This window comes from Granulicella sp. S190, assembly GCF_009766095.1.
Taxonomy (GTDB): domain Bacteria; phylum Acidobacteriota; class Terriglobia; order Terriglobales; family Acidobacteriaceae; genus Edaphobacter.
The window spans coordinates 169,023-192,834 of sequence record NZ_LMUD01000039.1 but is presented as its reverse complement, the minus strand read 5'-3'; the positions used below and the strand labels follow the sequence as shown (position 1 = coordinate 192,834).

Annotated in this window: 17 protein-coding genes; 10 read left to right on the top strand and 7 right to left on the bottom strand. The window is 58.2% G+C overall.

Going from position 1 to position 23,812, the window contains the following annotated elements; translation table 11 throughout:
* Positions 1-8 precede the first annotated feature (8 nt).
* The 3 genes from GSQ94_RS17445 to GSQ94_RS17435 form a co-directional block, all read right to left on the bottom strand.
* Positions 9-1,796, bottom strand: coding sequence for an amidase (locus GSQ94_RS17445; RefSeq protein ID WP_158945128.1), 1,788 nt, complete (start codon positions 1,794-1,796; stop codon positions 9-11).
* Between the two features lie 95 nt (positions 1,797-1,891).
* Positions 1,892-2,446, bottom strand: a complete 555-nt coding sequence (locus GSQ94_RS17440) for a hypothetical protein (protein WP_158945127.1) — start codon at positions 2,444-2,446, stop codon at positions 1,892-1,894.
* A 113-nt stretch (positions 2,447-2,559) separates the two neighbouring features.
* A complete protein-coding gene (locus tag GSQ94_RS17435; RefSeq protein ID WP_158945126.1) occupies positions 2,560-3,918 on the bottom strand; it encodes a zinc dependent phospholipase C family protein in 1,359 nt (452 codons plus the stop codon).
* Positions 3,919-3,975: 57 nt separating this feature from the next.
* Between GSQ94_RS17435 and GSQ94_RS17430 the strand changes: the two genes are divergently transcribed.
* Positions 3,976-4,503 (top strand): TlpA disulfide reductase family protein, encoded by a 528-nt coding sequence (locus GSQ94_RS17430; protein ID WP_158945125.1) that lies wholly within the window; start codon positions 3,976-3,978, stop codon positions 4,501-4,503.
* Positions 4,504-4,519: 16 nt separating this feature from the next.
* Here the strand turns inward: GSQ94_RS17430 and GSQ94_RS17425 are convergent, their stop codons facing one another.
* Both GSQ94_RS17425 and GSQ94_RS17420 read right to left on the bottom strand, forming a co-directional pair.
* Positions 4,520-5,131, bottom strand: a complete 612-nt coding sequence (locus GSQ94_RS17425) for an SIS domain-containing protein (RefSeq protein ID WP_158945124.1) — start codon at positions 5,129-5,131, stop codon at positions 4,520-4,522.
* Between the two features lie 128 nt (positions 5,132-5,259).
* A complete protein-coding gene (locus GSQ94_RS17420; RefSeq protein WP_254063950.1) occupies positions 5,260-5,781 on the bottom strand; it encodes a cupin domain-containing protein in 522 nt (173 codons plus the stop codon).
* Positions 5,782-5,929: 148 nt separating this feature from the next.
* Here GSQ94_RS17420 and GSQ94_RS17415 point away from each other — a divergent pair, with 148 nt between their 5' ends.
* The 8 genes from GSQ94_RS17415 (at position 5,930) to GSQ94_RS17380 (ending at position 17,474) form a co-directional block, all read left to right on the top strand.
* The gene (locus GSQ94_RS17415) at positions 5,930-7,297 is read left to right on the top strand and encodes an ammonium transporter (protein WP_371417555.1); all 1,368 of its coding nucleotides are present in this window, start codon (positions 5,930-5,932) and stop codon (positions 7,295-7,297) included.
* A 55-nt stretch (positions 7,298-7,352) separates the two neighbouring features.
* Positions 7,353-7,691: a P-II family nitrogen regulator gene (locus GSQ94_RS17410; protein WP_158945122.1), complete on the top strand. Its 339-nt coding sequence runs from the start codon at positions 7,353-7,355 to the stop codon at positions 7,689-7,691.
* 121 nt (positions 7,692-7,812) lie between these two features.
* Complete coding sequence (gene glnD / locus GSQ94_RS17405; protein ID WP_158945121.1) at positions 7,813-10,482, top strand: [protein-PII] uridylyltransferase; 2,670 nt, start codon at positions 7,813-7,815, stop codon at positions 10,480-10,482.
* 89 nt (positions 10,483-10,571) lie between these two features.
* The gene (locus tag GSQ94_RS17400) at positions 10,572-11,189 is read left to right on the top strand and encodes an NADH-quinone oxidoreductase subunit B family protein (protein ID WP_158945120.1); all 618 of its coding nucleotides are present in this window, start codon (positions 10,572-10,574) and stop codon (positions 11,187-11,189) included.
* Positions 11,190-11,413: 224 nt separating this feature from the next.
* The gene (locus GSQ94_RS17395; RefSeq protein ID WP_158945119.1) at positions 11,414-13,039 is read left to right on the top strand and encodes an OmpA family protein; all 1,626 of its coding nucleotides are present in this window, start codon (positions 11,414-11,416) and stop codon (positions 13,037-13,039) included.
* A 110-nt stretch (positions 13,040-13,149) separates the two neighbouring features.
* Positions 13,150-15,162 carry a hypothetical protein gene (locus GSQ94_RS17390; RefSeq protein WP_254063949.1) on the top strand — a complete coding sequence of 671 codons (2,013 nt, stop codon included), beginning with the start codon at positions 13,150-13,152 and terminating at the stop codon, positions 15,160-15,162.
* A gap of 38 nt (positions 15,163-15,200) precedes the next feature.
* On the top strand, positions 15,201-16,352 hold the full coding sequence (mqnE, locus tag GSQ94_RS17385) for an aminofutalosine synthase MqnE (protein WP_158945118.1): 1,152 nt from the start codon (positions 15,201-15,203) through the stop codon (positions 16,350-16,352).
* Positions 16,353-16,835: 483 nt separating this feature from the next.
* On the top strand, positions 16,836-17,474 hold the full coding sequence (locus tag GSQ94_RS17380; protein ID WP_254063948.1) for a PEP-CTERM sorting domain-containing protein: 639 nt from the start codon (positions 16,836-16,838) through the stop codon (positions 17,472-17,474).
* Between the two features lie 273 nt (positions 17,475-17,747).
* Here GSQ94_RS17380 and GSQ94_RS17375 read toward each other — a convergent pair whose 3' ends face one another.
* Entirely contained in the window at positions 17,748-18,953 is a 1,206-nt protein-coding gene (locus GSQ94_RS17375; protein ID WP_158945117.1) for a sugar MFS transporter, read from the bottom strand.
* Between the two features lie 10 nt (positions 18,954-18,963).
* Positions 18,964-20,043 (bottom strand): LacI family DNA-binding transcriptional regulator, encoded by a 1,080-nt coding sequence (locus GSQ94_RS17370; protein WP_158945116.1) that lies wholly within the window; start codon positions 20,041-20,043, stop codon positions 18,964-18,966.
* A 614-nt stretch (positions 20,044-20,657) separates the two neighbouring features.
* Here GSQ94_RS17370 and GSQ94_RS17365 point away from each other — a divergent pair.
* The gene (locus GSQ94_RS17365) at positions 20,658-23,807 is read left to right on the top strand and encodes a TonB-dependent receptor (protein WP_158945115.1); all 3,150 of its coding nucleotides are present in this window, start codon (positions 20,658-20,660) and stop codon (positions 23,805-23,807) included.
* Positions 23,808-23,812: the final 5 nt, after the last annotated feature.

The window sequence follows — 23,812 nt, the reverse complement described above, 5'->3', positions numbered from 1 at the left end:
CATCCGGCTCAGAAGCCGGGTGGGGTTTCGTGGGCTACGTTGAAGTGGCGTTCGAGGGCGAGGCCGGCACGGGCGATGGTTCCTTCATCGAAGAGGCGACCGATGAGGGTGATGCCATGCGGGACGCGACGTGGGGTGCTGAACTTTGGCGTCGGTTTCGTGGGGTCGGGCGCCCAGTCGCTGCGGGGCTCGGAGACTTCGACGAAGCCGGCGCGGAGGGTGAGGGAGGGGTGGCCGGTGAAGTTGGTGATGGTGAGGATCTCGTCGCGGAGGGAGGGTACGAGGAGCAGATCTACTTCGGACATGATGCGGGCCATCTCCACGGCGACCATGCGGCGGAGCCGGTCGGCCTGGACGTAGTCGACTGCGGAGAGAAAGTGGGACTGGCGGAAGGTGTTAGGCCAGGCGTCCGGGACCTGGGCTTTGAGGAGGTCGAGTTGATGGTTGAGGGTGATCTCTTCGAAGGCTGCGGCGGATTCGGCGAAGAGGATGAGGTCGAGATTGTCGAAGGACCAGTCGGGGAGGGTGACCTCGACGGGCGTCATGCCAAGCGTGGTGATGGCTGCGAGTGCGGCGCGGTCTACGTCGGTGGCGGGTGCTTCCTTCATCCACTGAGGGAAGTAGCCGACCTTCAGATTTTTGATAGGGGCTTGGGCGTCGAAGTCGAGCTTGCTGGGGACGCAGGCTACGTCGTGGCCGTCTGGTCCGGTGATGGCGTTGAGGACGAGCATGGTGTCTTCGACGCTGCGGGCCATGGGGCCGAGTTTGTCCAGGGACCAGCAGAGGGTCATGGCTCCTGTGCGGGGGACGCGGCCATAGGTGGGGCGGAGGCCGGTGACGCCGCAGCGCATGGATGGGCTGACGATGCTGCCTCCGGTTTCGCTGCCGATGGAGAAGGCGACGAGGCCTGCGGCGGTGGCTGCGCCGGGGCCTGCACTACTGCCGCTCGAGCCTTCTTCCGTGAGCCAGGGATTCATGGTCTGGCCGCCGAACCAGATGTCGTTGAGGGCGAGTGCGCCAAGGGAGAGCTTGGCAATGAGGACTGCGCCGGCGGCGTTGAGGCGCTCGGTGACGGTGGCGTCGGCGGTGGGGACGCGATGCTGGAAGGGTTCGGCTCCCCAGGTGGTGGCGATGTTGGCCGTGTCGAGGAGATCCTTTGCTCCCCATGGGATTCCGTGGAGCGGGCCGCGATAGTGTCCGGCGGTGATCTCTGCATCTGCGGCTTTGGCCTGCGCGAGAGCGTGGTTGCGGGTGAGGGTGATGATGCAGTTGATCTTGGGATTGAGGCGCTCGATGCGCGCGAGGTAGATCTCGGTGAGGCGGGTGCTGGTGAGCTTGCGGGTTTCGATCCAGCGGGAGAGCTGGTGGACCGGAGAGAAGGCGATGGCCTCGTCCGTGGTTGGGAGTGGAGCGTCAGATTTGGTGCGGAGAAATTCGTCTTTCCCCGGGAGTGTGGGTTGGCCGGGAAGGATGGAGTTGATGAGCGAGTAGGGAGCGACGGCGTCAGGGATGGCGACTTTGCGTGGGCCGGTGCGGCGTTCGTAGAGGGGGGCCATGGCGACACGCCAGTTGCCTGCGGCCTGCGCGCGGTCCTTCTCGGTGAGAGCGAGCTGAATGAGCTTTTCAGCTTCGGCGAAGGTGCTGGTGGTGACCTCGGGGCCTACGGCGGGTGAGGTGCCGAAGGCTGGCGGTGCGCCGGGAGTGGCCGGGGTCGAGGGAGTTTGGGCGAGTGCGGAAGCAGAGGCAAGTAACGTGAGTGTGCTTTGAGTCAGGAATTCTCGACGTGATTTCGACATTGGTTCCTCTACTGCCGATTGTAGCGGCAGGGGAACGAGTAGAGGTCATTGTTGCGGAGTCGCGAAGCAAGAAAGCCAGCCGATTTTTTGCGGGACTAGTCGGGGACCTGCCAGCCTAAGGGGCTTTGAGCGAGGGTGATCTTGTCGGTTGCCTGGCTGGTGATGGCATGGGCCATGGCGGGGAACGCGGCCTGGACGTCTTTGCTCTCGGCCCAGACGGGAACCTCTTTCATGGTGTAGCTGTAGGTGATCGTGGTCTCTTTGAAGCCGTTGGCGACGGCGACGGGAGTGAAGCTGTCGATGCTGGTGACCTCGCGGTGGCCGTAGCAGAAGCGCGGGGCGTAGCGCGTTCCCGCAGGGGCAACGGTATAGCGGCTGACGTGGATGGCGGTCTCGACGGACTTTTCGAGAAGGAGATTTTTTACTAGAGCATCGAGCTGCTTTGTCTTCTCGGCATCGCTGGTTTCGAAGGGGAAACGGGTGTCGGTGAAGAGGCACTCGGAGTGGTCGAGATAGTGGTTGTTGATGCCGATGGTAAAGTTTGCCGGGGTTGCGGCAGCCTTGCCGGTGTTGTTACAGGCGGTGAGGGGGATGAGAGCAAGAACGGCCATGGATGCTGCAAATAATTTGTGAGTGCGAACGATCGTCATCGCTTCTCCTGTTGGTGTAACTGGTTGGATGCAAAGAAAAGGAGGAGATGGCCTCTATGGCGTTCGATTTGGAGAGATTTTTTTCAGTGCGAAGCTGGAATTGTTATTGCGGTTTAGTCGGCGGAGAGGACTTCGTCAGGGACGGGGTCGAGTTCGCCGATGGTCTTCATGGAGGCGAGTGTCTGCAGATTGGCTTGTAACTGCGCCCACTTCTGCGGATTTTTCTTGGTCTCGATGGGGGACTGCGGGTCAGCGTAGTAAGCGATGAGGTCGTGCTTGAGCTGAAAGGGAACAACGTTGGCGGGATTCTTCGTGATGGTGGCGAGAAGTTTGGCGTAGGTCTCGTCGGCGAGGCGATAGGCGCCTGGCTTTACGACGTCGCCGGTGTCTAGGTCACGGTTGGCGATGTAGTTGCCGATATTGTCGTAGTTCGCGAGTACGAGGCGCAGCGCGGAGATGGAGTGATTCACACTCTTGATGTAGAGATCTTCGGTCTGCTGATTGGGACCTTTTATGGCGAGGAGCTTGAGTGTACCGATCTTGGGGAGGATGAAGATGAAACCAGCGTAGAGGTGGCTGCGGATGCCGGGCTTTTTGCGGTAGGCCTCCCAGTTGTTGTCGGCGGCGGCTTGGTGGAGATCGTTGGCAAGTGTGTCGAGGTCGGGGCTGGGAAGATCGGTGGGGAAGTTCTTTTTGTGGAGGAGGGTTTCGGCACGGGCGATGTTGGGCAGGAAGCGGCGGACGGCGTAGCGATAGATGCGGATGGAGGTCTCTTTGCTGCCGATGATGTCGGGCAGACGCAGGCCGTAGGTTTCGAAGAAGGCTTTGCGGAGCAGAGGCTGGGGAACCTCGAGCCCGACGAACTTGGTGTAGGCGGATGGAGCAAAACGGAGCTTGCTGAGCTGATTGACGTCGAAGGCAAACTCGGTCTGGACGTGGGCGTGAGGGTCTTCAGCGTAGTTGACCGAGGTGCCGTACTTTGTTTCAAGCTTAGGGAATTCGACCGGCACAGACTGATTGACGGCGTATTTGTGCCCGTAGTTGTCACCTATGTAGTGCGAAAGGGAGCCGACAGCGAAGGCCAGCTCGTCGGGGGTATGAGCGTTATGAAGCAGCGAGAGGACGAAGTCGCCGGAGCGGACATAGTGGGTGAGGTCGGAGAAGAAGGCGTTGCCGAAGGGATAGTAGCCGAAGTCCTGAATGGCGCTCCCACCATAGGCGTAGGCGTGTGCCTCCTGGAGCTGCGATTCGGTGAGGGTAGGGAATTTTTTGAGCAGGAGGGGGCGGATGGACTGCTTCCACGCCAGATCGATCAGTGCTTGATGGGTTTGGACGGAGTACGGGACGGCAGGGATCGCGGTGAGGAGCAGGGCCAGAAGAGCTGTCGTTTTGAGGAGACCGGTGCGAGCGCGGGTGCGAATGAGGAGTGTCCCTTCTGGCTGCGGCGGTGGTGCGCCACTCACACTGTACATAGCTCTTGGATGCGAGGAAAGAGTTAGGCTGAGTCGACGGAGTTAGCGAGGTTGGGAATGGAGTCGAAGTGGGCCCGGTATGGAGCAGTGGCGATCGCCTTCGCGGGGCTGAGCTGGGCGTGGTACTTTGCGACGCGACAGTCAGGCGGGATTGTACCGGTGACTGAGCGCAGGGCGATGCCGGAGATGGTGATGTTGCGGCTCGACGGAGGGACTTGGAGGATGGCGGAGCATCGCGGGCAGGTGGTGCTGGTGAACTACTGGGCGAGCTGGTGTGAACCGTGCTGGGAGGAGACGCCGGGGTTGATTCGGCTGTCGCGGGATTTGGGACCGCAGGGGTTGGCGGTCGTTGGAGTGGCGGTCGATGAGGGCGGGACGGCGAAGGTGAGGAAGTTTGTAGAGGAGTTTCATGTGCCGTATCCGGTGGCGCTTCCGGAGCCGGGTTCGCAGATGGCGTATGGGATGGCAGGAGTGCCTGAGACGGTACTGGTGGACCGGCAGGGCAGGGTGGCGAAGACGTACTCGGGTGCAGTGCGGCAGGGAGACTTTGAGAAGGATGTTAACGTTCTGCTGGCGGAGCGATGAGCGAGATGGTTAGTAGCTATTCGCTGAGGATCTCCGGTTTGGTGTCAAAGTCTTTGCCGAAGGTGAAACGCTCGACGAGCATGCAGAAGATGTGCTCAAGGGCCAGGTGAGACTCCTGGATGTTCATGGTGATGGCGGAGGGGATGACGATGTTGTAGTCGCAGAGCGGGCGCATGGTGCCGCCGTCATTGCCAGTGAAGCCGACGGTGGTGATACCGATCTTTTTGGCGGTGTGCAGCGCTTTGACGATGTTCTTCGAGTTGCCGGAGGTGGAGATACCGAGGAAGATGTCGCCGGGCTGGCCGAGGGCTTCTAGCTGACGGGAGAAGAGGTGATCGAAGCCGTAGTCGTTGCCGGCGGCAGTGAGGATGGAGGTGTCGGTGGTGAGGGCGATGGCGCGGAGGGCAGGGCGGTCAACGGTGAGGCGGACTACGAACTCGGCGACGAGGTGCTGGGCGTCGGCTGCGGAGCCACCGTTGCCCGCGACGAGTAATTTGTGGCCGGATTGCATGGCGTTCGCCGTGAGTTGGGCGACGGTAACGAGGATGCAGGTGATGGTGTCGTCGGCGAGTACTGACTGCAGAGTGGAGATGGATTGAGCGAGCTGCTTTTGGACCAGGTGCTTCATGGATTCTCCGGCGTAGCCTTTCGTGCTGACGCAAGGGTACGGGATTGGTGGGTGCGATGTCGAAGGGATCCATGACGAGTGGTCCTGTCGGACGGGCTCGCCGCGAGGCGGCCCGTCCGGCAGAACAGTCAGCGGAGGTAGCTGTCGTCTTTGTCGATCCAATCCTGGCGCGGTGGTGCAAAGATGTCGAAGTCGATGGTGTCTTCGAGCGCGGTGGCCGAGTGCGGAAGGTCAGCGGGGATGACCAGGACTTCCCCTGCTTTTACGGTGTGGGAGGTGCCGTCGTCGTAGTCGAAGCGGAGGATACCTTCGGTGATGAAGGTGATCTGCTCGTTGGGATGAGAGTGCCGCGGAACAACGCAGCCTTTGGTGAGCACTACGCGGGCGAACATAGCCAGCGCGCCGGTGACGAATTGGCGGGTGAGAAGAGGGTTGAGCTGTTCGGGTTCGATTTCGTTCCAGCGATGGAGAGTTGCGGTGGACATGAGGCGTGCCTTTCGGGGGAAGACTATGGGAACAACTTCTCGCTTTGTGTTGCGCGCTCCCTTGTGTAGAGTAAAGCGAACTGGAGCGATGCGGAGGGTGCTTCGCTTCTGGTGACGTGTGAAGATTGAGTTGCAGGCTGCCGGATTGGCGAATTGACGGCACATCTCTTCTCTCCTGATAACTTTGTTTATTTTTAGATGACTAACTTTGAAACGGGTGATTGAAACGATGCGTCTTCCAGTGGCGAAGGTGTTTCTGGCTTTTTTGTTTGCGCTGATTGTTGTCGGGTCAGTGGTGGGTGGGTCGCGTGTGATGGCCCAGACGATGTCTCCTGCGGCTTCGACGGTAGGGACGAGTCAAGCGGATCGGATCGCGGTGCTGGAGAAGCAGAACGCGGATAATGCCGCGTTGATCGCGCAGGCGCAGACGGCTGGTGACAACGGCTGGATGTTGGTTTCGGCTGCGCTGGTGCTGATGATGAGCGGGCCGGGGCTGGCCCTGTTTTACGGCGGCCTGGTACGCAAGAAGAACATTCTGGGCACGATGATGCAGACCTTCGCGATGATGGCTGTGATCACGGTGCTGTGGGCGTTGGTAACGTACTCGCTGGCGTTTGGCGAGGGCAACGCGTTTATCGGCGGGCTGCACAATGTGTTTCTGCGCGGGGTTGGTCTGGCTCCGGATGTCAAGTATGCCGCGACGATTCCTCTGCAGACATTCATGGTCTATCAGTTAATGTTCGCGATTATTACACCGGCGCTGATCACGGGAGCGTTTGCGGAGCGTATGAAGTTCTCCGCGATGCTGGTGTTTATGGTGCTGTGGGCGCTGATTGTGTATAGCCCGATGGCGCATATGGTGTGGGGTAAGGGCGGATTGCTGAATGCTTCGCTGGGCGGACGGTTTCCTTGTCTGGACTTCGCGGGTGGGACGGTGGTGCATGTGACCTCGGGAGTTTCGGCGCTGGTGACGGCGTTATACCTGGGCAAGAGGCTGGGGTACCCGAAGGTGCCAATGCCGCCGCACTCGGTGGTGTTGAGCTTTATCGGGGCGTGTTTGCTGTGGGTGGGCTGGTTTGGCTTCAATGCCGGCTCGGCGTTGAGCTCGGGGACATTGGCGACGTCGGCGTTTGTGGCGACGCACTTTGGCGCGGCAGCTGCGGCGATTGGCTGGAGTGTGGCGGAGTGGATTCGGCAGGGTAAGCCCTCGGCGTTGGGCGCGATCTCTGGAGCAGTGGCCGGGCTGGTGGCGATTACTCCCGCTTCGGGTTTTGTGACGCCGATGTCAGCGCTCTGGATTGGGCTGATCGCGGGGGTGTTCTGCTACCTGATGGTGGTGAAGGTGAAGGCTGCGTTTGGCTATGACGATTCGCTGGATGCGTTCGGTGTCCATGGCGCGGGTGGAACCATCGGCGCACTACTTACGGGCGTGTTTGCGAACAGCGTGATCAATCCGATCTTCGGAGCGGGGAAGGCCACGGGGCTGATTGAGGGAAATGCTCACCAGCTGCTGAACCAGCTGATCGGCGTGGCGATTGCGTGGACTCTTTCGATTGTGGGTACGTTGATTATTCTTTTCATCGTCGATAAATTGATTGGGCTTAGGGTGAGTGAGGACGACGAGCGCGAGGGACTGGATCTTTCGCAGCACGGCGAAGAAGGATACGATTGGGCGCACTAAACTTGCGCAGCAGAGAGCTCCGCTACAGAGACAGGTTCGAGAGGAAGATACGGATATGCAGAAGATTGAAGCGGTGATTCAGCCGTCGAAGCTGGACGCGGTGAAAGATGCCCTGGTGGAGATTGGCGTTGAGGGCATGACTATCATTGAGGCTCGGGGGCATGGGCGGCAGAAGGGGCATACGGAGTTCTACCGCGGGCGCGAGTACTCGGTGGATCTGCTGCCGAAGGTGAAGCTTGAGGTGGTGGTCGCGGACGAGATGCTGGATAAGGCGATTCTGGCGATTACAGGCGCGGCGCGGACGGGGACGATCGGCGACGGAAAGATCTTCATCTCGAAGATTGATGAGGCGATTCGGATTCGGAACGATGAGCGTGGGGAGATTGCGCTTTAGGCTGAAGATGGGTCCTGCCGGACGGGCCCACTGCGCGTGGGGCGGTCACTTCGTGACTATTTAACTCCTTCGGGTGCCCCAGGGCGAAGTCGATATACACGTCACGAAGTGACCTGGCTGTATGCTTAAACTTCTTTCGAGCAAGATAGCCATGCAGGGGAATGAGTCCATAGCGGGTGGGATGCGCGGAGTGTACCAGCGGAAGATGCTGGAGGTTCGTGGTGCCTTTGAAGCGGGTGGCGTCTCGGGTGCGGCTGCGATTGCTGCGCGGGCTGCGGCGATGGATGAGCTGGTGGGCGGGCTCTGGGCGCAGGCGGTGGAGCACGAGCCAACGCTGAAGGCTGGAGTTACGCTGGTGGCTGTCGGAGGTTATGGACGGCGGGAGCTGTTTCCTTACTCCGATGTGGATCTGCTCTTTCTGCTGGATGGGAAGCTGGCGGAGAAGGATGCTAAAGGCGCGATTCGACGGGTGACCCAGGAGATGTGGGACTGTGGGATTCGGGTCTCGCCAGTGACGCGGAAGATTGCAGAGTGTGAAAAGTTCGATCCTGAAAACGCGGAGTTTCTGCTCTCGCTGATGGACCATCGATTAGTGGCTGGGGATGGGGTGCTGTATGAGAAGCTCGCGGGCCAAAGTGGGCCGAAGCTGCTTCAGCGAGAGCACAAGGCGGCGACTACTCGATTGCTGGAGCTGACGCGGGCTCGCCATGCGAAGTATGGGGATACGCTTTTTCATCTGGAGCCGAATATCAAGGACTGTCCCGGCGGCCTCCGGGACGTGCATGTGTGCGGGTGGATGACGAAGTTGCGCCATGTCGCGGTGCTGGCGCAGAAGAAAAACGACGGCGATCATGCGGCTGGGGAAGAGGACGGCGAGTTTCGCAAGGCGGTGGAGTTTCTCTGGCTGGTACGGTGTTTTCTTCATTACAGGCATGAGCGCGACGACAATACGCTGGACTGGCAGGCCCAGGATGCCGCGGCGGAGACGATGGTTGGGTTGACCGGGCGCAAGTCGAAGAAGGCGGATGCAGCGTACTGGATGCGCCTGTACTTTCGCCATGCGCGCAGTGTGGAGCGGCGAGTGACGCAGATGCTGGACGAGGTGCCTGCCCCTTCGGGTTCGAAGCTGTTGGGGTTGAGGCGCGAGCGGAAGTCTGAGATGCAGCATCAGGGGTTTTGGCTGGAGCGCGGACGCGTGATCCTGGAGACGCTCGGCGAGTTTGGACATGAGCCAGCGGAAGATCCGGATGTCGTGCTGCGGGTGTTTGCGGCGATGGCACGGACTGGGGCGACGCTGGGCAGAGAGGCGGAGGAGAGGTTTTCGCGGGGGCTCCCGCTACTCTCGGCGCACCTCGAGGAGGGGCCAACGCTGTGGCATCATCTGCAGGAGATTTTGACCGGGCCACATGCGGGAGATGCGCTGCGGTCGATGCACGCGCTTGGCGTGCTGGAGCTCCTGATTCCTGAGTTTCATGGAATCGATGCGCTGGTGATCCGGGATGCGTACCACCGGTACACGGTGGATGAACATACGTTTGTGCTGATTGACACGCTTCATGGGCTGGAGACCGCGCAGATGGGTGGCATGGCGGAGTGGGCGGCGCGGTTTGGCGGGGTTCTGCGAGAGCTGCCGCATCCGGGGCTGTTGTATCTGGCGGCGCTGCTGCATGACACTGGGAAGGGCCGCAGCACGGGGGATCATACGCGCGAGAGTGCCCGGATGGCCGAGAGTGTGCTGGAGCGGCTGGAGCTTGATGCGTACGAGAGTGGGCTTGTGGTGAGCCTGATTACAAATCATTTGGAGATGTCGGCTGCGCTGCGGCGGGATATCTTCGATGCGGAGACGGTGCGGGCGTTTGCGGGGAAGATGCAGACGCCGGAGGCTCTGCGGATGCTGACGTTGTTTACCTATGCGGATATCAATGCGGTGCATCCGGATGCGTTGACACCTTGGAAGGCGGAGAATCTGTGGCGGCTGTATATGGCCACTGCGAATTTCCTGGATAGGAGCGTAGATGATGAGCGGCTCGGGGCGCAGGAGGAGAGCGAACTGGTGCATCGCGTAGTCGCGTTGCTGCCTGGACAGAAGGCTGCAGTGAGGGAGTACCTGGAGGGATTTCCGGAGCGCTACGTTTTGACGAGAACTCCGGAGCAGGTGCGGACGCACTTCAAGATGGCGATGGCATTTGAGAGCGATGCCGTACAGTTGGACTTTCGCTACTCGTCTGTGGTGAGTGAACTGACGCTGGTGACGCGGGACCGGCCTCAGCTGTTTGCAGCGATGGCAGGGGCACTGGCGGCCTGGGGGATGAATATCGTGACTGCGGATGCGTTTTCAAACCGGCAGGGCGTGGTGGTGGATATGTTCCGGTTTACGGACAGCTTCAAGACACTGGAGATGAATGCCTCCGAACATGCTGCGTTTGTGAAGAGCGTGCATGACGTGATCACGGGTACGGTAACGGTGGAGAAGCTGTTGAGCGGGCGACGGCGAGGGAGGCGGAAGGCTCCATTAGTGGTAGTGGAGACGCGAGTGGAGTTCGATGAAAAAGCCTCGTCTCACAGTACGCTGATGGAGGTGGTGGCGCAGGATACGACCGGGCTGCTGCGTGCGCTGAGCCTGACGTTGGCGGCGCAGGGGTGCAATATCGAGGTGGCGCTGGTAGATACCGAGGGCGAGATGGCAATTGACGTTTTTTACCTGACGCGGAGTGGGGCGAAGCTGGATAAGGACGACGAAAAGACGCTGCGGAAGGCGCTGTTGCAGGCGATGGATGAGAATGCGCGGTAGGCCTGAGCGCGGCTTGCACTTTGTTTGTCTGGCGATAAAGCGAGCGGAATAAGCTATGCGTCACCCGCGCGGGGTTTTATATTAGAGGCATGAGCACAGCTACCAACGACAACACGAGCAATGGCCGTCCGACCGCTACTCCGCAAAAGAACGACCGGTATATCTTCGGCACACTGGACAGCTTCGGTAAAAACCACGAGAAGGTAAGCGAGGTGAGCTGGGGAGAGCAGCAGCCGGAGGGCGTGGTGTTGGCTTCGATGGATGCTGCGATCAACTGGGTGCGAAAAAACTCCATCTGGCCTATGACCTTTGGGCTGGCGTGCTGTGCGATCGAGATGATGTCGATGGGCGGATCGCGGTACGATATCGCCCGGTTTGGGGCCGAGGTATTTCGTCCGTCGCCACGTCAGAGCGACCTGATGATCATTGCGGGACGGGTCTCGCAGAAGATGGCCCCGGTGATTCGCCGCCTGTATGAACAGATGCCCGAGCCGAAGTGGGTGATCTCGATGGGGGCGTGTGCGACCTCGGGTGGGGTTTTCAACAACTACGCGCTCTTGCAGGGGGTCAACCAGGTGATTCCGGTGGATGTGTATGTTCCGGGGTGTCCGCCACGGCCGGAGCAGCTGCTTTACGCGATTACACTTTTGCAGGAAAAGATCCAGCAGGAACGCGGATCTGTTCGAAAAACACTCAATTTGAGTTAACGCACTAGTAACGATGCAGTTTACTGGAAGGGTTCAGGCTAGTTGCTACTGGGAGATTTTTACCTCTCTCGCTGGTAACGTATTGAAAATAGTGTCACCGAAGAGTATTTTTTTACCGGATGCATTAGCAACTGAAGTAAGCTGTAAAGAATCGAACTTACAAAACGATCCCTGTAGAAGTGTGAAGGCTCGTAAAACGCAAGACTTTGAGTGGAGGAACTCGAATGGTTTATCGCCCGTTTCGTAGTACACGCCGGTATGTACTGGCTGCATGTGCAGTCGGTCTCGGAGTTGCCAGTCTCAGTGCGCAGACTCCCAGCACAGCCGCCCCGGTGGGGCCGAACCCTTCGCGCGTCGATGTTTTCCTTGGGTACTCCTACTTCGGAGCTCACGGCCAGGTAAAGCCGGCGGACGTCAACTATTCGTCAGTTGATGTGGGCGCGATCGGCAGCGGTGCGTACTACTTCAACAAATATGTCGGTGGCGAGATCATCTTCGCGGCTCATCCGAATGGCAAAAACGACGATGTCTTCACAGCTTCTGCGGGTCCTATCTTCCGCGTTCCGCTGCAGGGTTTCACTCTGTTTGCCCATGGTCTTGCTGGGGGCGCACGCATCGACGGTCCGAACTCTCATAACGGGACCTACTTTGAGCCCTTCCAGTGGGGTCCGACCCTGACCGTCGGCGGCGGGATGGACTACGATCTTCCCTTCTTCAACCACAAATTCTCGCTCCGCCTCTTCCAGGCCGACTATCGGTACATCCATGCGGACTTTGGCCCGCCTGCGACTATTCCGACCAGCGGCGTTCTTGGCGGTCGTGCCAACATCAGCGCGGCTGAGTTGAGCACTGGCATTGTGGCTCACTTCGGCCACATCATTCCTCCTCCGCCGGTGACCTACTCCTGCGCGGCTTCTCCTTCTACGGTTTTCCCTGGCGATCCTATTACGATTACCGGTTCTGCTTTGAACTTGAACCCGAAGAAGACGGCAACCTACACTTGGACAGCTGATGGCGGCACGATCTCGGGTAGCTCGAGCACTGCTAACATTGACACCAAGTCTGCGAACCCCGGCACCTACACGGCCAAGGGCCATGTGAGCGAGGGTGCAAAGCCTGGCGAGATGGCGGATTGCTCGGCCAGCTATACGGTGAAGGCATATGAGCCGCCGACCATCAGCTGCTCGGCAAATCCTTCGACTGTTGCTCCTGGAGACTCTGCGACGATCACTGCTAGTGGTCTGAGCCCACAGAATCGTCCTCTTACCTATAGCTACAGCTCCTCGGCTGGCTCTGTGTCCGGTAGCAACTCTACTGCGACTCTGACCACGACCGGTGCAGCTCCTGGCACCATTACTGTGACTTGCAACGTTGTCGATGACAAGGGTCAGACGGCATCTTCGACGACTACGGTCACGGTCAATGCCCCGCCGCCGCCGCCAGCGCCAACGACCAGCCAGCTTTGCTCAATCAACTTCGACCGCGACAAGAAGCGTCCGGCTCGTGTGGATAACGAAGCCAAGGCTTGCCTGGACGATATCGCTCTCAACCTGCAGCGCACCTCGGATGCGAAGCTCGCTGTGGTTGGCGATAAGGACAGCGCTGAGAAGCGTGGCGACAAGCTCGCTGCTGAGCGCGCCGTCAATGCCAAGGCATATCTGGTAACGGAAAAGGGCGTCGACGCCAGCCGCGTCTCGGTCTACACCGGTTCTGATAACGGCAAGACTGTGACGACGACGTTGATCCCTGCGGGTGCAACGTTGAGCACCTCTGGTCTCACCCCTGTGGACGAAAGCGCAGTAACCGCCAAGCCACGGACGGCGCCAGTGCACCACCACAAGAAGAAGTAACAATCAGCCGTAGACCTGCACACTGGCTGACTGGGGAGTTCCCCAGTCAGCTTTTGTGTTGATAGGCCGATGCCTTGATTTCTACAATCCGCTACAGACTGGAAAATTCCTTGAACAGATTTCTTCGACTCCCTCTCAGATTTGCTACTCTCCTGATCGTTTTATGTTGTGTCCGTTTACATGCGGCCAGTTGGCTTCCCTATGGTCCCGACGGAGGCGACGCGCGTGCCTTCGCTGTTGATCCTCACGATCACTCTCATCTGTACCTGGGTACGGCGACGGGTTGGATGTATGAGTCGCATGATGGTGGCGGTAGCTGGAAGCGGCTCGCGTGGATCGGTAAACGCGACGATCTGGTACTGGATTCGATTGTGGTGAGCGGTGCCGATTCGAAGCATCTGGTAGTGGGCGCCTGGGTGCTGGGCAGCCCGGATGGCGGAATGTTTCTCAGCAAAGACGGCGGTCTCACGTGGGAGAGTCAGAGCGATATGCAGGGACAGTCAATCCGCGCGTTGACAGCTTCTCCCTCGAACCCGCAGATGTTGGTGGCAGGCACTCTCAAAGGCGTCTATCAGACTACCGACGGTGGCGAGCACTGGAAGCTGATCAGTCCGGCAGGAAGCCAGGAGCTGCACGAGGTTGAGTCGATCGCGATCGATCCTGTCGACCCTCAGATCATCTACGCCGGGACATGGCATCTTCCCTGGAAGACCGTCGATGGCGGACAGCATTGGACCAATATCAAGCAGGGCGTCATCGATGATTCGGATGTTTTTTCGATCATCGTCGACCCCAAGGATCCGAAGGTGGTCTATGCGAGCGCCTGCTCGGGGATCTACAAGAGCCAGACCAGCGGCGAGCTCTTTCAGAAAGTACAGGGGATTCCTTCGACTGCTCGCAGAACCCGCGTGCTGATGCAGGACCCAACGAATCGGAACATTGTCTTTGCGGGAACGACGGAAGGGTTGTTTCGCACGGTGGACTCGGGCAGCACATGGCAACGTACCACAGGCCCGGAGGTAATCATCAATGATGTTTTCGTCGATCCGACCAATACGAATCGGGTGATGCTTGCGACCGACCGCGGTGGTGTTCTCGCGAGTAATGATGGGGGGAACTCGTTCTCCCAGTCGAACAGTGGCTTTTCGGCGCGGCAGATCACCTCGTACCTTGCCGACGCTTCGAATCCGAACGTCGTCTACGTAGGCGTGGTTAACGACAAGGCGATGGGCGGCGTCTTTGCCAGCACCAACGGCGGACTGGCTTGGTCGCAGACGAGTGCTGGATTGAATGGACACGATGTTTTCAGTCTGGTTCAGGGCCCGGACCGGGCTTTGCTGGCTGGCACACGACACGGGATCTATCGGCTGCAGGGAGCCATCTGGAGCCGCGTGGATAATGTCACGCTCAATCCTCCTCCTGCGCCGCCCGTAAAGGCAGGGAAGAGGTCTGCTGGAGCGACTCACAAGCCGCAGGCTACTGCCGTACGGAAGGTTGCTGCCCCGCAGCCGGTACACGACTTCCAACCAGCCATCAATGCCTTTGCCAGGTCCGGAGACACGCTCTTTACCGCGACCTCTATGGGACTCTTCGAGAGCGCTACGTCGGGGCAGAGCTGGAAAGAGGTTGCAGGCTTCGAGCCGCGAAGCTGGAACTTTGTTGCGGCTACGAAGTCAACGATTCTGGCGGCTAATCTGAACTCTGCGGTATTGTCTCTCGATGGCGGCCAACAGTGGACGCCCATCAAGCTTCCCGAGACTCTGGACCAAATCTCGGCTTTGGCCGTGGACGATGCGGGTGGTCTTTGGATCGGCGGTCGTCAGGGTATCTTCGTTTCCGACGATAAAGGGGCTACCTGGCAGACGATCAAGAACCTCTACCTGCGCGATGTGAACAGCATCTTTTATGATGCGGTCTCGCAGCGCGTCCTGATCGCAGCTGGTAATAAGAACACGATTGCGTTTGCGGTTCATCTGCCGGATCGCGCGGTACAGTACTGGAATACCGGATGGAATCTCAAGCTGGTACGTCCCATGGGCGATCACCTGGTCGGAACAACCTGGTTTGACGGGGTGGTGATCCAGCCGCGCATGGTTGATTCAAAGGAAGTGGCGACGCACTGAGGCGTGGCGAAGAGGCCGAGGAGGAATAGAATCTAATTATGACCTTTCCATCGGCCTCTTTGCCCGCGCGACACTCCTTCCAGACAGACGACGCTGCACTCCTGCCCATTGCGGCAAAAGTTCAGCAGGGAGAGCGGCTCAGCTTCGACGACGGAGTTACGCTCTACCGGAGCGGCGATATTCTCGCCGTCGGGTGGCTGGCGAACCTTGTACGGGAGCGGATGCACGGGGACATTGCCTACTTCAATGTGAATCGGCATATCAATCCGACCAACGTCTGTGTAGCCTCCTGCCGCCTGTGCGCCTTTGGGCGGAAGAAGGGCGATGCTGGCACCTACACGATGGCGCTGGAGGAGGCATGGGAGACCGCTGCCACGGGATACTCGGAGGCGGTGACCGAGTTCCACATCGTAGGCGGACTGCATCCCGACCTGCCGTTTGAGTACTTCATGGATCTGGTGCGCGGGTTGAAGGTCAGGTTTCCAAAGGTGCATGTGAAGGCGTTCACTATGGTGGAGGTGGCGTTTCTTGCAAAGCGCGGGAAGATGACGATTCCGGAGACGCTGGAGAAGATGAAAGCAGCCGGAGTGGATTCAATGCCGGGTGGTGGCGCGGAGATATTTGCCGACCGCGTGCGGCACATCATCTGCGACCACAAGATCGACGGCAGCGAGTGGTTGGACACGGCGCGGATGGCGCATCAGATCGGATTGCGTTCGAACGCGACAATGCTCTATGGACACGTGGAGAACGAAGAGGATCGCGTCGACCATCTCATGAAGCTGCGGGCGGTGCAGGACGAGACCGGCGGCTTTCAGACCTTTATCCCGCTGTCCTTTCACCCCGACAATACGGCGCTGGCTCATATTCCGAGGACAACAGGGATGCTGGATCTTCGTCAGATCGCCGTGGGCCGGCTGATGCTGGACAACTTTCCGCACATCAAGAGCTATTGGCAGATGGTCTCGCCGAAGATGGCGCAGATCTCGCTCCGGTTCGGTGCGGACGATATCGACGGCACCGTGATCGAGGAGAAGATATACCACGACGCCGGTGCGACGACTCCTCAGGGAATGCGGCGGACGGATCTGGTCCGTTTGATCACCGAGGCCGGCCGTGAGCCGTTTGAGCGCGATACGATGTACCGCGCTGTGACGCGGAGCGAAGACAGTTTTACTGTCGCGGTCTGAGCCTGCTGAGTCGTTAGAGAATGCTCATTAAAAGACGCCAGCCTCTTCCCACGGGAAGAGGCTTTCCTTTGCTGGACACGAATTTCAGCCAAGTCCCGTTTTCATCTTGTGCCTTATCCGTACAGATCTTTCTGCGTGAGTGAGCGTGAGTTGCCAAATTGCAGAGGAAAAGTGAAAAAGATTTCCCTTGTAGGCAATCTTTTGGCGTTCCCGAGTCGAGCAAGTGCATATTTCTTCTCGCTCCTCTTCAAAAAGCTCAAAAAACCAAGAGTTCTCTAATCTTTGCGATTGGTTCGCGACTTGCAATGAGTCAGGGCGAAGTAAGTATTTTCGCAATGACTTGCTGGTACAAGTTCACTGCTATCGGAACAGGTGCTGGTTCAACTCAATCGTTTTCCGCAGATTCAGTGCCCGGACTTGGGTGGGAGTTTGCGGGGATCAGAGACAACAAAGCTCTGACAACAGTTTCCGGGAGAAAGACCTTTGAAGATTAAATTTGCTTTGCTTGTTCCTATCGTCTGTCTTGGCATTGTTTCACTCGTAGGGAAGGCGGATACGCTCACCCTCAATAATGGTTCGATCAACCCTTCTGGTGGCAGTGTTGAGATCTATCCGTACTCGTTTCAGGTGAGCTCTAGCTCTGGCACGTCGACGCTCAATCTGATGTGCCTCAACTACAACCGCGAGATCGTCGCCGGCGAGAGCTGGACAGCCACCGAAGAGAGCATCCCTACGGGCAACTCGGTGATGGATCAGGACTATCGCGCCGATGCGATTCTCTACTTCGAGATTCTCCATCCGCAGCAGGGAGTGAGCGCGAGTGAGATTCAGTATGCCGAGTGGAGCATCTTCGATTCGGCTGATCTGAAGGGAAATTCGCTCTTCGATTCCATCGCCCAGAAGCTGGCGAGCAATGCGCTAAGCGCTGCGGACAATCAGGCGTTGATCAACTCTGGTTACTTCAACCAGTTCACTTTGTACATCCCCTCTAACGACACGTCTTCAGGCCCGCAGGAGTTTGTGGGAACCGCGGTGACGCCGGAGCCTTCGAGCTTGATCTTGTTTGGCTCTGGATTGATAGGAGTGGCAGGAGCGCTCCGCCGGAGATTAGTACGCGCATAAGTTGAGCCGGAGTCTTTGGTCTTGCAGATGCTCTTATCCAGGTGCCGGGTTGTGCTTTTGGCGGGCCGAATCTACAAGATCTATTTCAGTTACATACCTACTTTGGGAAGGAGGCATTATGTATATTTTGTTTACTCCAGCGATGGCGGCGGTTCTAGTGATCGGCGTTATTCAGCTTCGCGACCATTTTGCAGCTCCTGTCAAATAAAAGCTGCCAGTCGTCAATCCGTAGAGGTCAGGCCTTCGCCTGGCCTCTTTTCTTTGAAGCGCAGTCTAGGAGTTTGCTTTGGCAGTAGCATCAGTTTTTTCAATGACGATGCTGGAGAGAGCCAGAAGAAGGGCGGCTCCTGCGGCTGGTACGATCAACCCGGCGCGCAATCCGTGGAATTGAGTGGAAAAGACTCCCGTCAGCCAAGGCAGCACCGCTCCACCAATAGACGCGCTGGCAAAGAGTGGGCCGAGACGTTTGTGATTTCCAGTGCGGGCAAGCATGAACGCGACAAGAAGAGGAAAGACAGGGGCGAGAGTTAAGGCGCTGAGAACTGTGAGCGCGACGACTCCGGCTGCCGACGGGTGCACGATCAGACAGAGCAGTGCCTCGGTGAGGAGAAGCGATCCCAGGCAGAGTCGATACAGCGCACCCTCGCTGAGTATGGTCATCAGTGCGGCGACGAGCAGGCGCCCTGTGAGCTCTGCAATCCAGAAGTAGATCGCGATGGTGGAGGCGCGGAGGGAAGAGCTGGAACGGATGGCATAACTTGGCAGCCAACCGCCGAGCGAGTTTTCGACGCCGACGTAGAGAAACATCGCTGCGGCGAAGGCGATCATGGGGATCAGAGGAAGAGGGAACGTCCCGGTCCATGACAATCTTGATTCCTTCGGCGCGGATGCAACGGAGACTCTCTTAGGCTGTATGGTTCGCGGTATGGCGAGCGAGAGAATCAAAGCTCCGAACAGAAGCGCGGCGATAACGAGGAAGAAGCGGCGCGTGCTGCCGTTGGTGAGATGGATCAGCAGAGGGCAGCCGATCGCACCGAGCCCCCAGGCGACGTTCAGGATGACAAGCAGTCGTGCGCGAAGCGCTGGAAGGGTTGTTCCCGCGATGATGTTGCCGGCGGTAAGTCCGGCACCGAGACCAACGCCGATACCAAAAAGTGCCAGGTGAGCCGGTCCGAAGCCTGATGAGATGAGAGCGAGACACCCAGCTGCAGAGAGGATCGAGCCGTAGACCAGGCTGGCGCGTAGATTGCGTGCGGCGATCCATGCGCCGCAGAGCTGGCCAATGAAGTCGGCGGTGAAAAGGGTGCCTGCCTGAGAGTCCTGGATCTGCCAGTGCTGCATGAGCTGCGGCAACAGCGGACCCAGCATGACTGTGACCGCACCGGCTACGAGGAAGTAGAAGTACGCTGGCCCTAGGGTCCGAACGACTGTCGAGCGGCTCAGGCTAACCTGGGAGACCTCTGGCTGGACTGATTGCAAGGCGCTCCTGTCAACCTCTACCTCGCCGCGGCCGAGGCGGAGAGGTGTTCTGAATGCTTGCGGTCGATTCTCTCACGACGAGCTCCGGCTCGAACCGGACCTCCCGCGGATAGGGCAGGTCGGGACACTGAATGCGCTTGATGAGCAGCTGCGCAGCGGCCCAGCCCATCTTGTGGAGAGGCTGGCGCACGGTAGTCAGCCGCGGATTGAAGTATTCGGCAACGATGATGTCGTCGAAGCCGATGATCGAGATGTCGCGCGGGCACTCCAGGCCTACATCCTGAATGGCGCGGATAGCGCCGATGGCCGCCGTATCGTTGAAGCAAAACATGGCGGTGAAATCGCGGGTGCGGGAGAGTAGCTCGCGCATGGGAGGATAGCCCAGTTCCGGCGACCAGAGATTCTTCTCGAGGTAGATGCAAAGCTCGGGACGGATAACAATGCCGAGATCCTTCGCAATCTCAACGATCGCTTTCCAACGGGCCTCTGAATCGAGAGAATAAGACTGGCCCTTCATGAAGGCGATCTTGCGGTGACCGAGGTCGTAGAGGTGGCGGAGAGCCATCTTCGCTGCGTAGTCGTGATCCAACAGAATATTGGAGACCTCGGATGCCTTGCTGTGAGAGGAGACGCCGACCACCGGAAGCGAAACGTTTACCGGCAGGTCAGTATTGACCAACAGAAAGCCATCGACGCGGCGACTCATCAAAAGCTCTTTGTACTCATCGCGAAGGTCGGCGCGGCCAAGATGGCTGACCGTGAAGTAGAGAAATCCTTCCTGCAGGAGATACTGCTCAACGCCGAGCATGACACCGGTGAAGTATCCTTCGCTGAGCTCGGGAACGATGACGCCGATGGTGTTGGTAAGACGGGTGCGAAGCATGCGGGCGTTCAGGTTCGGCCGGTATTCGAACCGTTTCGCGGCGTCGAGAACGCGCTCCCTGGTGGCCGGAGAAATAGACTTGGCCACTGGGGAGTTATTGAGAACAATCGAGATAGTTGCAGGGGAGAGCTCCAGATATTCCGCGAGGACTTTAAGCGTCACGGGCTTGCCGTTATCCGGCTTGGTGTCCTTCTTCTGTTCTTTCATCTTGCTCCACAGAGATCATTTTTTGTATGGCAACAGTTGTACACCTTCACGCTCAAGGCAGGGAACAAGATCCTTGCCCGGGAAATAATGCATGAACGTCTGCACGAATGACAAGAAAAAGACAATCCTGAGACCTCACTGTGGCAATGGCCGAGGGAGATTTCAATAAATTCTCTTCATTGGCTCCGTACTTCGTGGAAGCGAGCCTGAAAGACCTCTTGTCAGGTGGAGCTCTCTTCTTCCATTGGAAGGTTGACCCTACGGATTTTGGGTGGAAGATCTCACATCCAGGACAGACGTGCAGCAACGCAGGAGCAGTCCAGGGCGTGAAGTTACACGAAAAATAATCAGAATGTAATGGCGCTGAGATATTGACAGCTGTTCTCGATCATGAAACGTTAGATATCACACATTACTCTTTACATCGTGGAACCGGTCACAGCCTCATCCATCAAGAGAAGCAAGAGGCGCACAAGACCGGACCACCGGCATCACTCCAGGGCATCGGGTGTGTTTTGCACACTACAAAACGATCAGGATCCCTAGTTCAGCAGCCGTAGTTCTTTCGAAGAAGAGTCTTTGAAGGGAGTACGTATCTCCGCAGGAGGCTTGCGATGAAAGTTTCACTGAAGTTCTCAACCGGTTTGTTCGCCTTGGTCGCAGTGATGACGATGAGTGTTGGCTTCTGCTTTGCACAGTCGACTGCAACGCTGTCCGGTACTGTAACCGATCCGACCGGAGCTGTAGTGCCGGGTGCGCAGGTAAAGGTTCATTCGGTTGCGACAGGGCTCGATCGTATGGTCGTTACTGACGGATCCGGAATCTATGGGGTTCCTTCGCTGCAGCCTGGTGTCTATGACGTTCAGGTCACAGCCGCCGGCTTCGGGCTCTACACGGTGCAGAAGGTAGATCTCGAGGTTGACCAGAAGGCTTCGGTCAACGCGCAACTCTCCTTATCGTCAGCCGGCGCGGTTGTTCAGGTGGATAGCGGAGCCGCTCAGATTGAGACACAGACGATGACCGTGGGTCAGGTCATCGACAAAACTACCGTCCAGGAGATTCCGTTGAATGGCCGGCACTTTCTCGATCTGACGGTCCTTACGCCGGGCGGCGTAGTTGCGCCCACAGCGGGAAGTTTGACTGGAGCGAGCCGTGGATTGGGCGCCAACTCCTTCATCACCGCAGGCAATCGCGAAGACTCTGTGAACTTCCAGATCAATGGCGTGAACCTGAATGACATGAGTCAGAACCAGATCACCTTTCAGCCTTCCATCAATACGACTTCAGAGTTCAAGATCGACAACTCGACGTTCAGCGCCGAATATGGCCGGAGCTCCGGCTCGATCGTGAACATCAGCACGCGGTCCGGCACCAATGCCTTTCACGGAGAAGTGTTCGACTACTTCCGCAACGAAGCCCTGGATGCGCGGAACTACTTTAACCGGCCCAACGGAACATCGAGTGGCGATAAGGCTCCATTGAAGCGGAACAACTTCGGCGCCGCTGTGGGGGGTCCGATCTGGAAAGATCACACTTTCTTCTTCGCGAGCTACGAGGCGTTGCGTCAGCATCAGGGAATCCTGCAGAATGGCACCGTCTTCTCGCCTGCGGTACGCAGTGCAATCGCGACCAGCGGTGCCCCGGCGGCAAAGGCTCTTCTTGCGCTGATTCCTGCGCCGAACAATGGCAATCAGTATGTTGCCTTCACGCCGGGCCCGGTGAACATCGATCAGGGCACCATCGATATCCTGCACCAGATCAGCTCGAACGATCAGTTGCATGGTTTCTACGCGTATCAAAAAGATGTTCGCACGGAGCCGAACCTGCAGGGGAATACGATTCCAGGATTCGGCGATCATCGAACCGGCAAACGGCAGATCCTGACACTCAACGAGACCCACGTCTTCAATCCTAATCTCGTCAATGAGGCTCGTCTTGGGTTCAACCGCATTGGGATATCCTTCACGCCGGCGACACAGTTGGATCCAGCCAACTTCGGTATTGGCGATGACATCACTACGGCCATCGGAATCCCGCAGATCACGGTCACCGATGTAGGCACCGGGCTGAACTTCGGCGGCCCATCTGGCTTTCCTCAAGGCCGCACCGATACCTTCGGCGTGTTCTCCGACGCTGCAACATTGTTGAAGGGGAGACACAGCATCAAGTTCGGCGGCGAGTTTCGACGGTTTCTAGGAGCCAGCTTCTCCTCCGATACCGGTACGATTACCTACGACACCACGGCTCACTTCGAACAGGATCTGGCAACAGGATTCACGATCACGCCCCAGACGATCAACAGCCGCATCTACGTGAACGCTGGCGGCCTGTTTGTTCAGGACAACTTCAAACTCACTCCCGCGCTGACATTGGAGTATGGTTTCCGGTTTGAGTGGAATGGAACTCCAACCGAGGGTGCCAATCGTCTCGTGATCTTCGATCCGGGCACGGTTTCGTTGATCAGAACCGGGACCAACGGCGTAGGCAGTATCTATCCGCAAAACTTCAACTACGAGCCTCGGCTTGGATTTGCCTGGGATGTATTTCGGACAGGGAAGACGGTCGTCCGTGGTGGATACGCCTACTTGGCAGATCAGCCGGTCTCCGGCGTAGTCACCGGCCTGGCGTCCAATCTCCCCTTCAGCACCAAGGTCTCTTACGCGAACTCGAAGGCTCCCATTCCGGTGGCGTCGTTATTTGCCTCCGCAACGGCAGCAGGCATCTCGATCAGCTCCACCAATCCGAATCTCAAGAATGCTTATACCCAGACCTACAACCTGAATCTCCAGCAGGAGATCCCTTGGGGCATCGTGACCTCGATCGGATACTACGGCTCCGTCGGCAGGCACTTGCGCGCGGAGACGAATGAGAACCAGCCGGACGCAGCCGGAGTGCGGCCATTCCCGAAGCTCTCTGGAACCAGCCCGTTCGGTGCTGGTCTGTCATCGAACTCCAACATCGGCGAGGTCAACGATGTGGGTTCGTCCAACTACAACGCGATGTGGCTGGTCGCAACGAAGAACGCCGGTCACGGGCTGCAGTTCAATATGAACTACACCTGGTCCAAATCGCTCGATACCAACTCGCTCGGATCGCAGGGAGGCTATACCTTCCAGGACAGCAACAACCCCGCCGGCAACTATGGTCCCTCGGACTTCGATACTCGGAACCACTATGCAGGCAACGCAATCTATAACCTTCCCTTCAAGGGGAATCGCTTTGTGGAGGGGTTCAGCCTATCGACCATCGTCCAGTACCAGACTGGCAATCCGGTCAATCTCACCTACAACACCTCTACCTTTACCGGTGTTGCGGGCGTGATTCGGCCAAATCTTGTCGGTCCGATTGCGACCAGGAAGATTCAGACAGGGATTGCCAATGTTACGTTCATCCAGTCGACGGTCTGCCCCATTGGTCCAACTCTTGCAGTTCCTGCTGGATGCAGCTTTCAGAATCCGGCTACGCAAGCTACTCCAACCTCTGCGGTCGTACCGGTAGAGATAGGGAATATCGCCCGCAACGCCATTACTGGTCCGGGATTCGCGGATGTCGATATGTCAGCGGAGAAGAATACGAAGATTACGGAGCGAGTGACCTTCAAGCTTCGCATCGACGCCTTCGACATTCTGAACCATCCGAACTTTGGTCAGCCCTCGGGCAATACTGCTGGCTCAACCTTTGGGCAGATCAGTTCGACACGCTTCGCCACCAGCGATGGCGGATCATCGCGTCAGCTTCAGCTAAGCGGAAAGTTCGTCTTCTAAGCGGA

Excerpts from the sequence above, each read along its gene's own strand:
- GSQ94_RS17445 (WP_158945128.1), bottom strand. The coding sequence starts at position 1,796 with ATGTCGAAATCACGTCGAGAATTCCTGACTCAAAGCACACTCACGTTA.
- GSQ94_RS17440 (WP_158945127.1), bottom strand. The coding sequence starts at position 2,446 with ATGACGATCGTTCGCACTCACAAATTATTTGCAGCATCCATGGCCGTT.
- GSQ94_RS17435 (WP_158945126.1), bottom strand. The coding sequence starts at position 3,918 with ATGTACAGTGTGAGTGGCGCACCACCGCCGCAGCCAGAAGGGACACTC.
- GSQ94_RS17430 (WP_158945125.1), top strand. The coding sequence starts at position 3,976 with ATGGAGTCGAAGTGGGCCCGGTATGGAGCAGTGGCGATCGCCTTCGCG.
- GSQ94_RS17425 (WP_158945124.1), bottom strand. The coding sequence starts at position 5,131 with ATGAAGCACCTGGTCCAAAAGCAGCTCGCTCAATCCATCTCCACTCTG.
- GSQ94_RS17420 (WP_254063950.1), bottom strand. The coding sequence starts at position 5,781 with ATGTGCCGTCAATTCGCCAATCCGGCAGCCTGCAACTCAATCTTCACA.
- GSQ94_RS17415 (WP_371417555.1), top strand. The coding sequence starts at position 5,930 with ATGGCCCAGACGATGTCTCCTGCGGCTTCGACGGTAGGGACGAGTCAA.
- GSQ94_RS17410 (WP_158945122.1), top strand. The coding sequence starts at position 7,353 with ATGCAGAAGATTGAAGCGGTGATTCAGCCGTCGAAGCTGGACGCGGTG.
- glnD (WP_158945121.1), top strand. The coding sequence starts at position 7,813 with ATGCTTAAACTTCTTTCGAGCAAGATAGCCATGCAGGGGAATGAGTCC.
- GSQ94_RS17400 (WP_158945120.1), top strand. The coding sequence starts at position 10,572 with ATGAGCACAGCTACCAACGACAACACGAGCAATGGCCGTCCGACCGCT.
- GSQ94_RS17395 (WP_158945119.1), top strand. The coding sequence starts at position 11,414 with ATGGTTTATCGCCCGTTTCGTAGTACACGCCGGTATGTACTGGCTGCA.
- mqnE (WP_158945118.1), top strand. The coding sequence starts at position 15,201 with ATGACCTTTCCATCGGCCTCTTTGCCCGCGCGACACTCCTTCCAGACA.
- GSQ94_RS17370 (WP_158945116.1), bottom strand. The coding sequence starts at position 20,043 with ATGAAAGAACAGAAGAAGGACACCAAGCCGGATAACGGCAAGCCCGTG.
- GSQ94_RS17365 (WP_158945115.1), top strand. The coding sequence starts at position 20,658 with ATGAAAGTTTCACTGAAGTTCTCAACCGGTTTGTTCGCCTTGGTCGCA.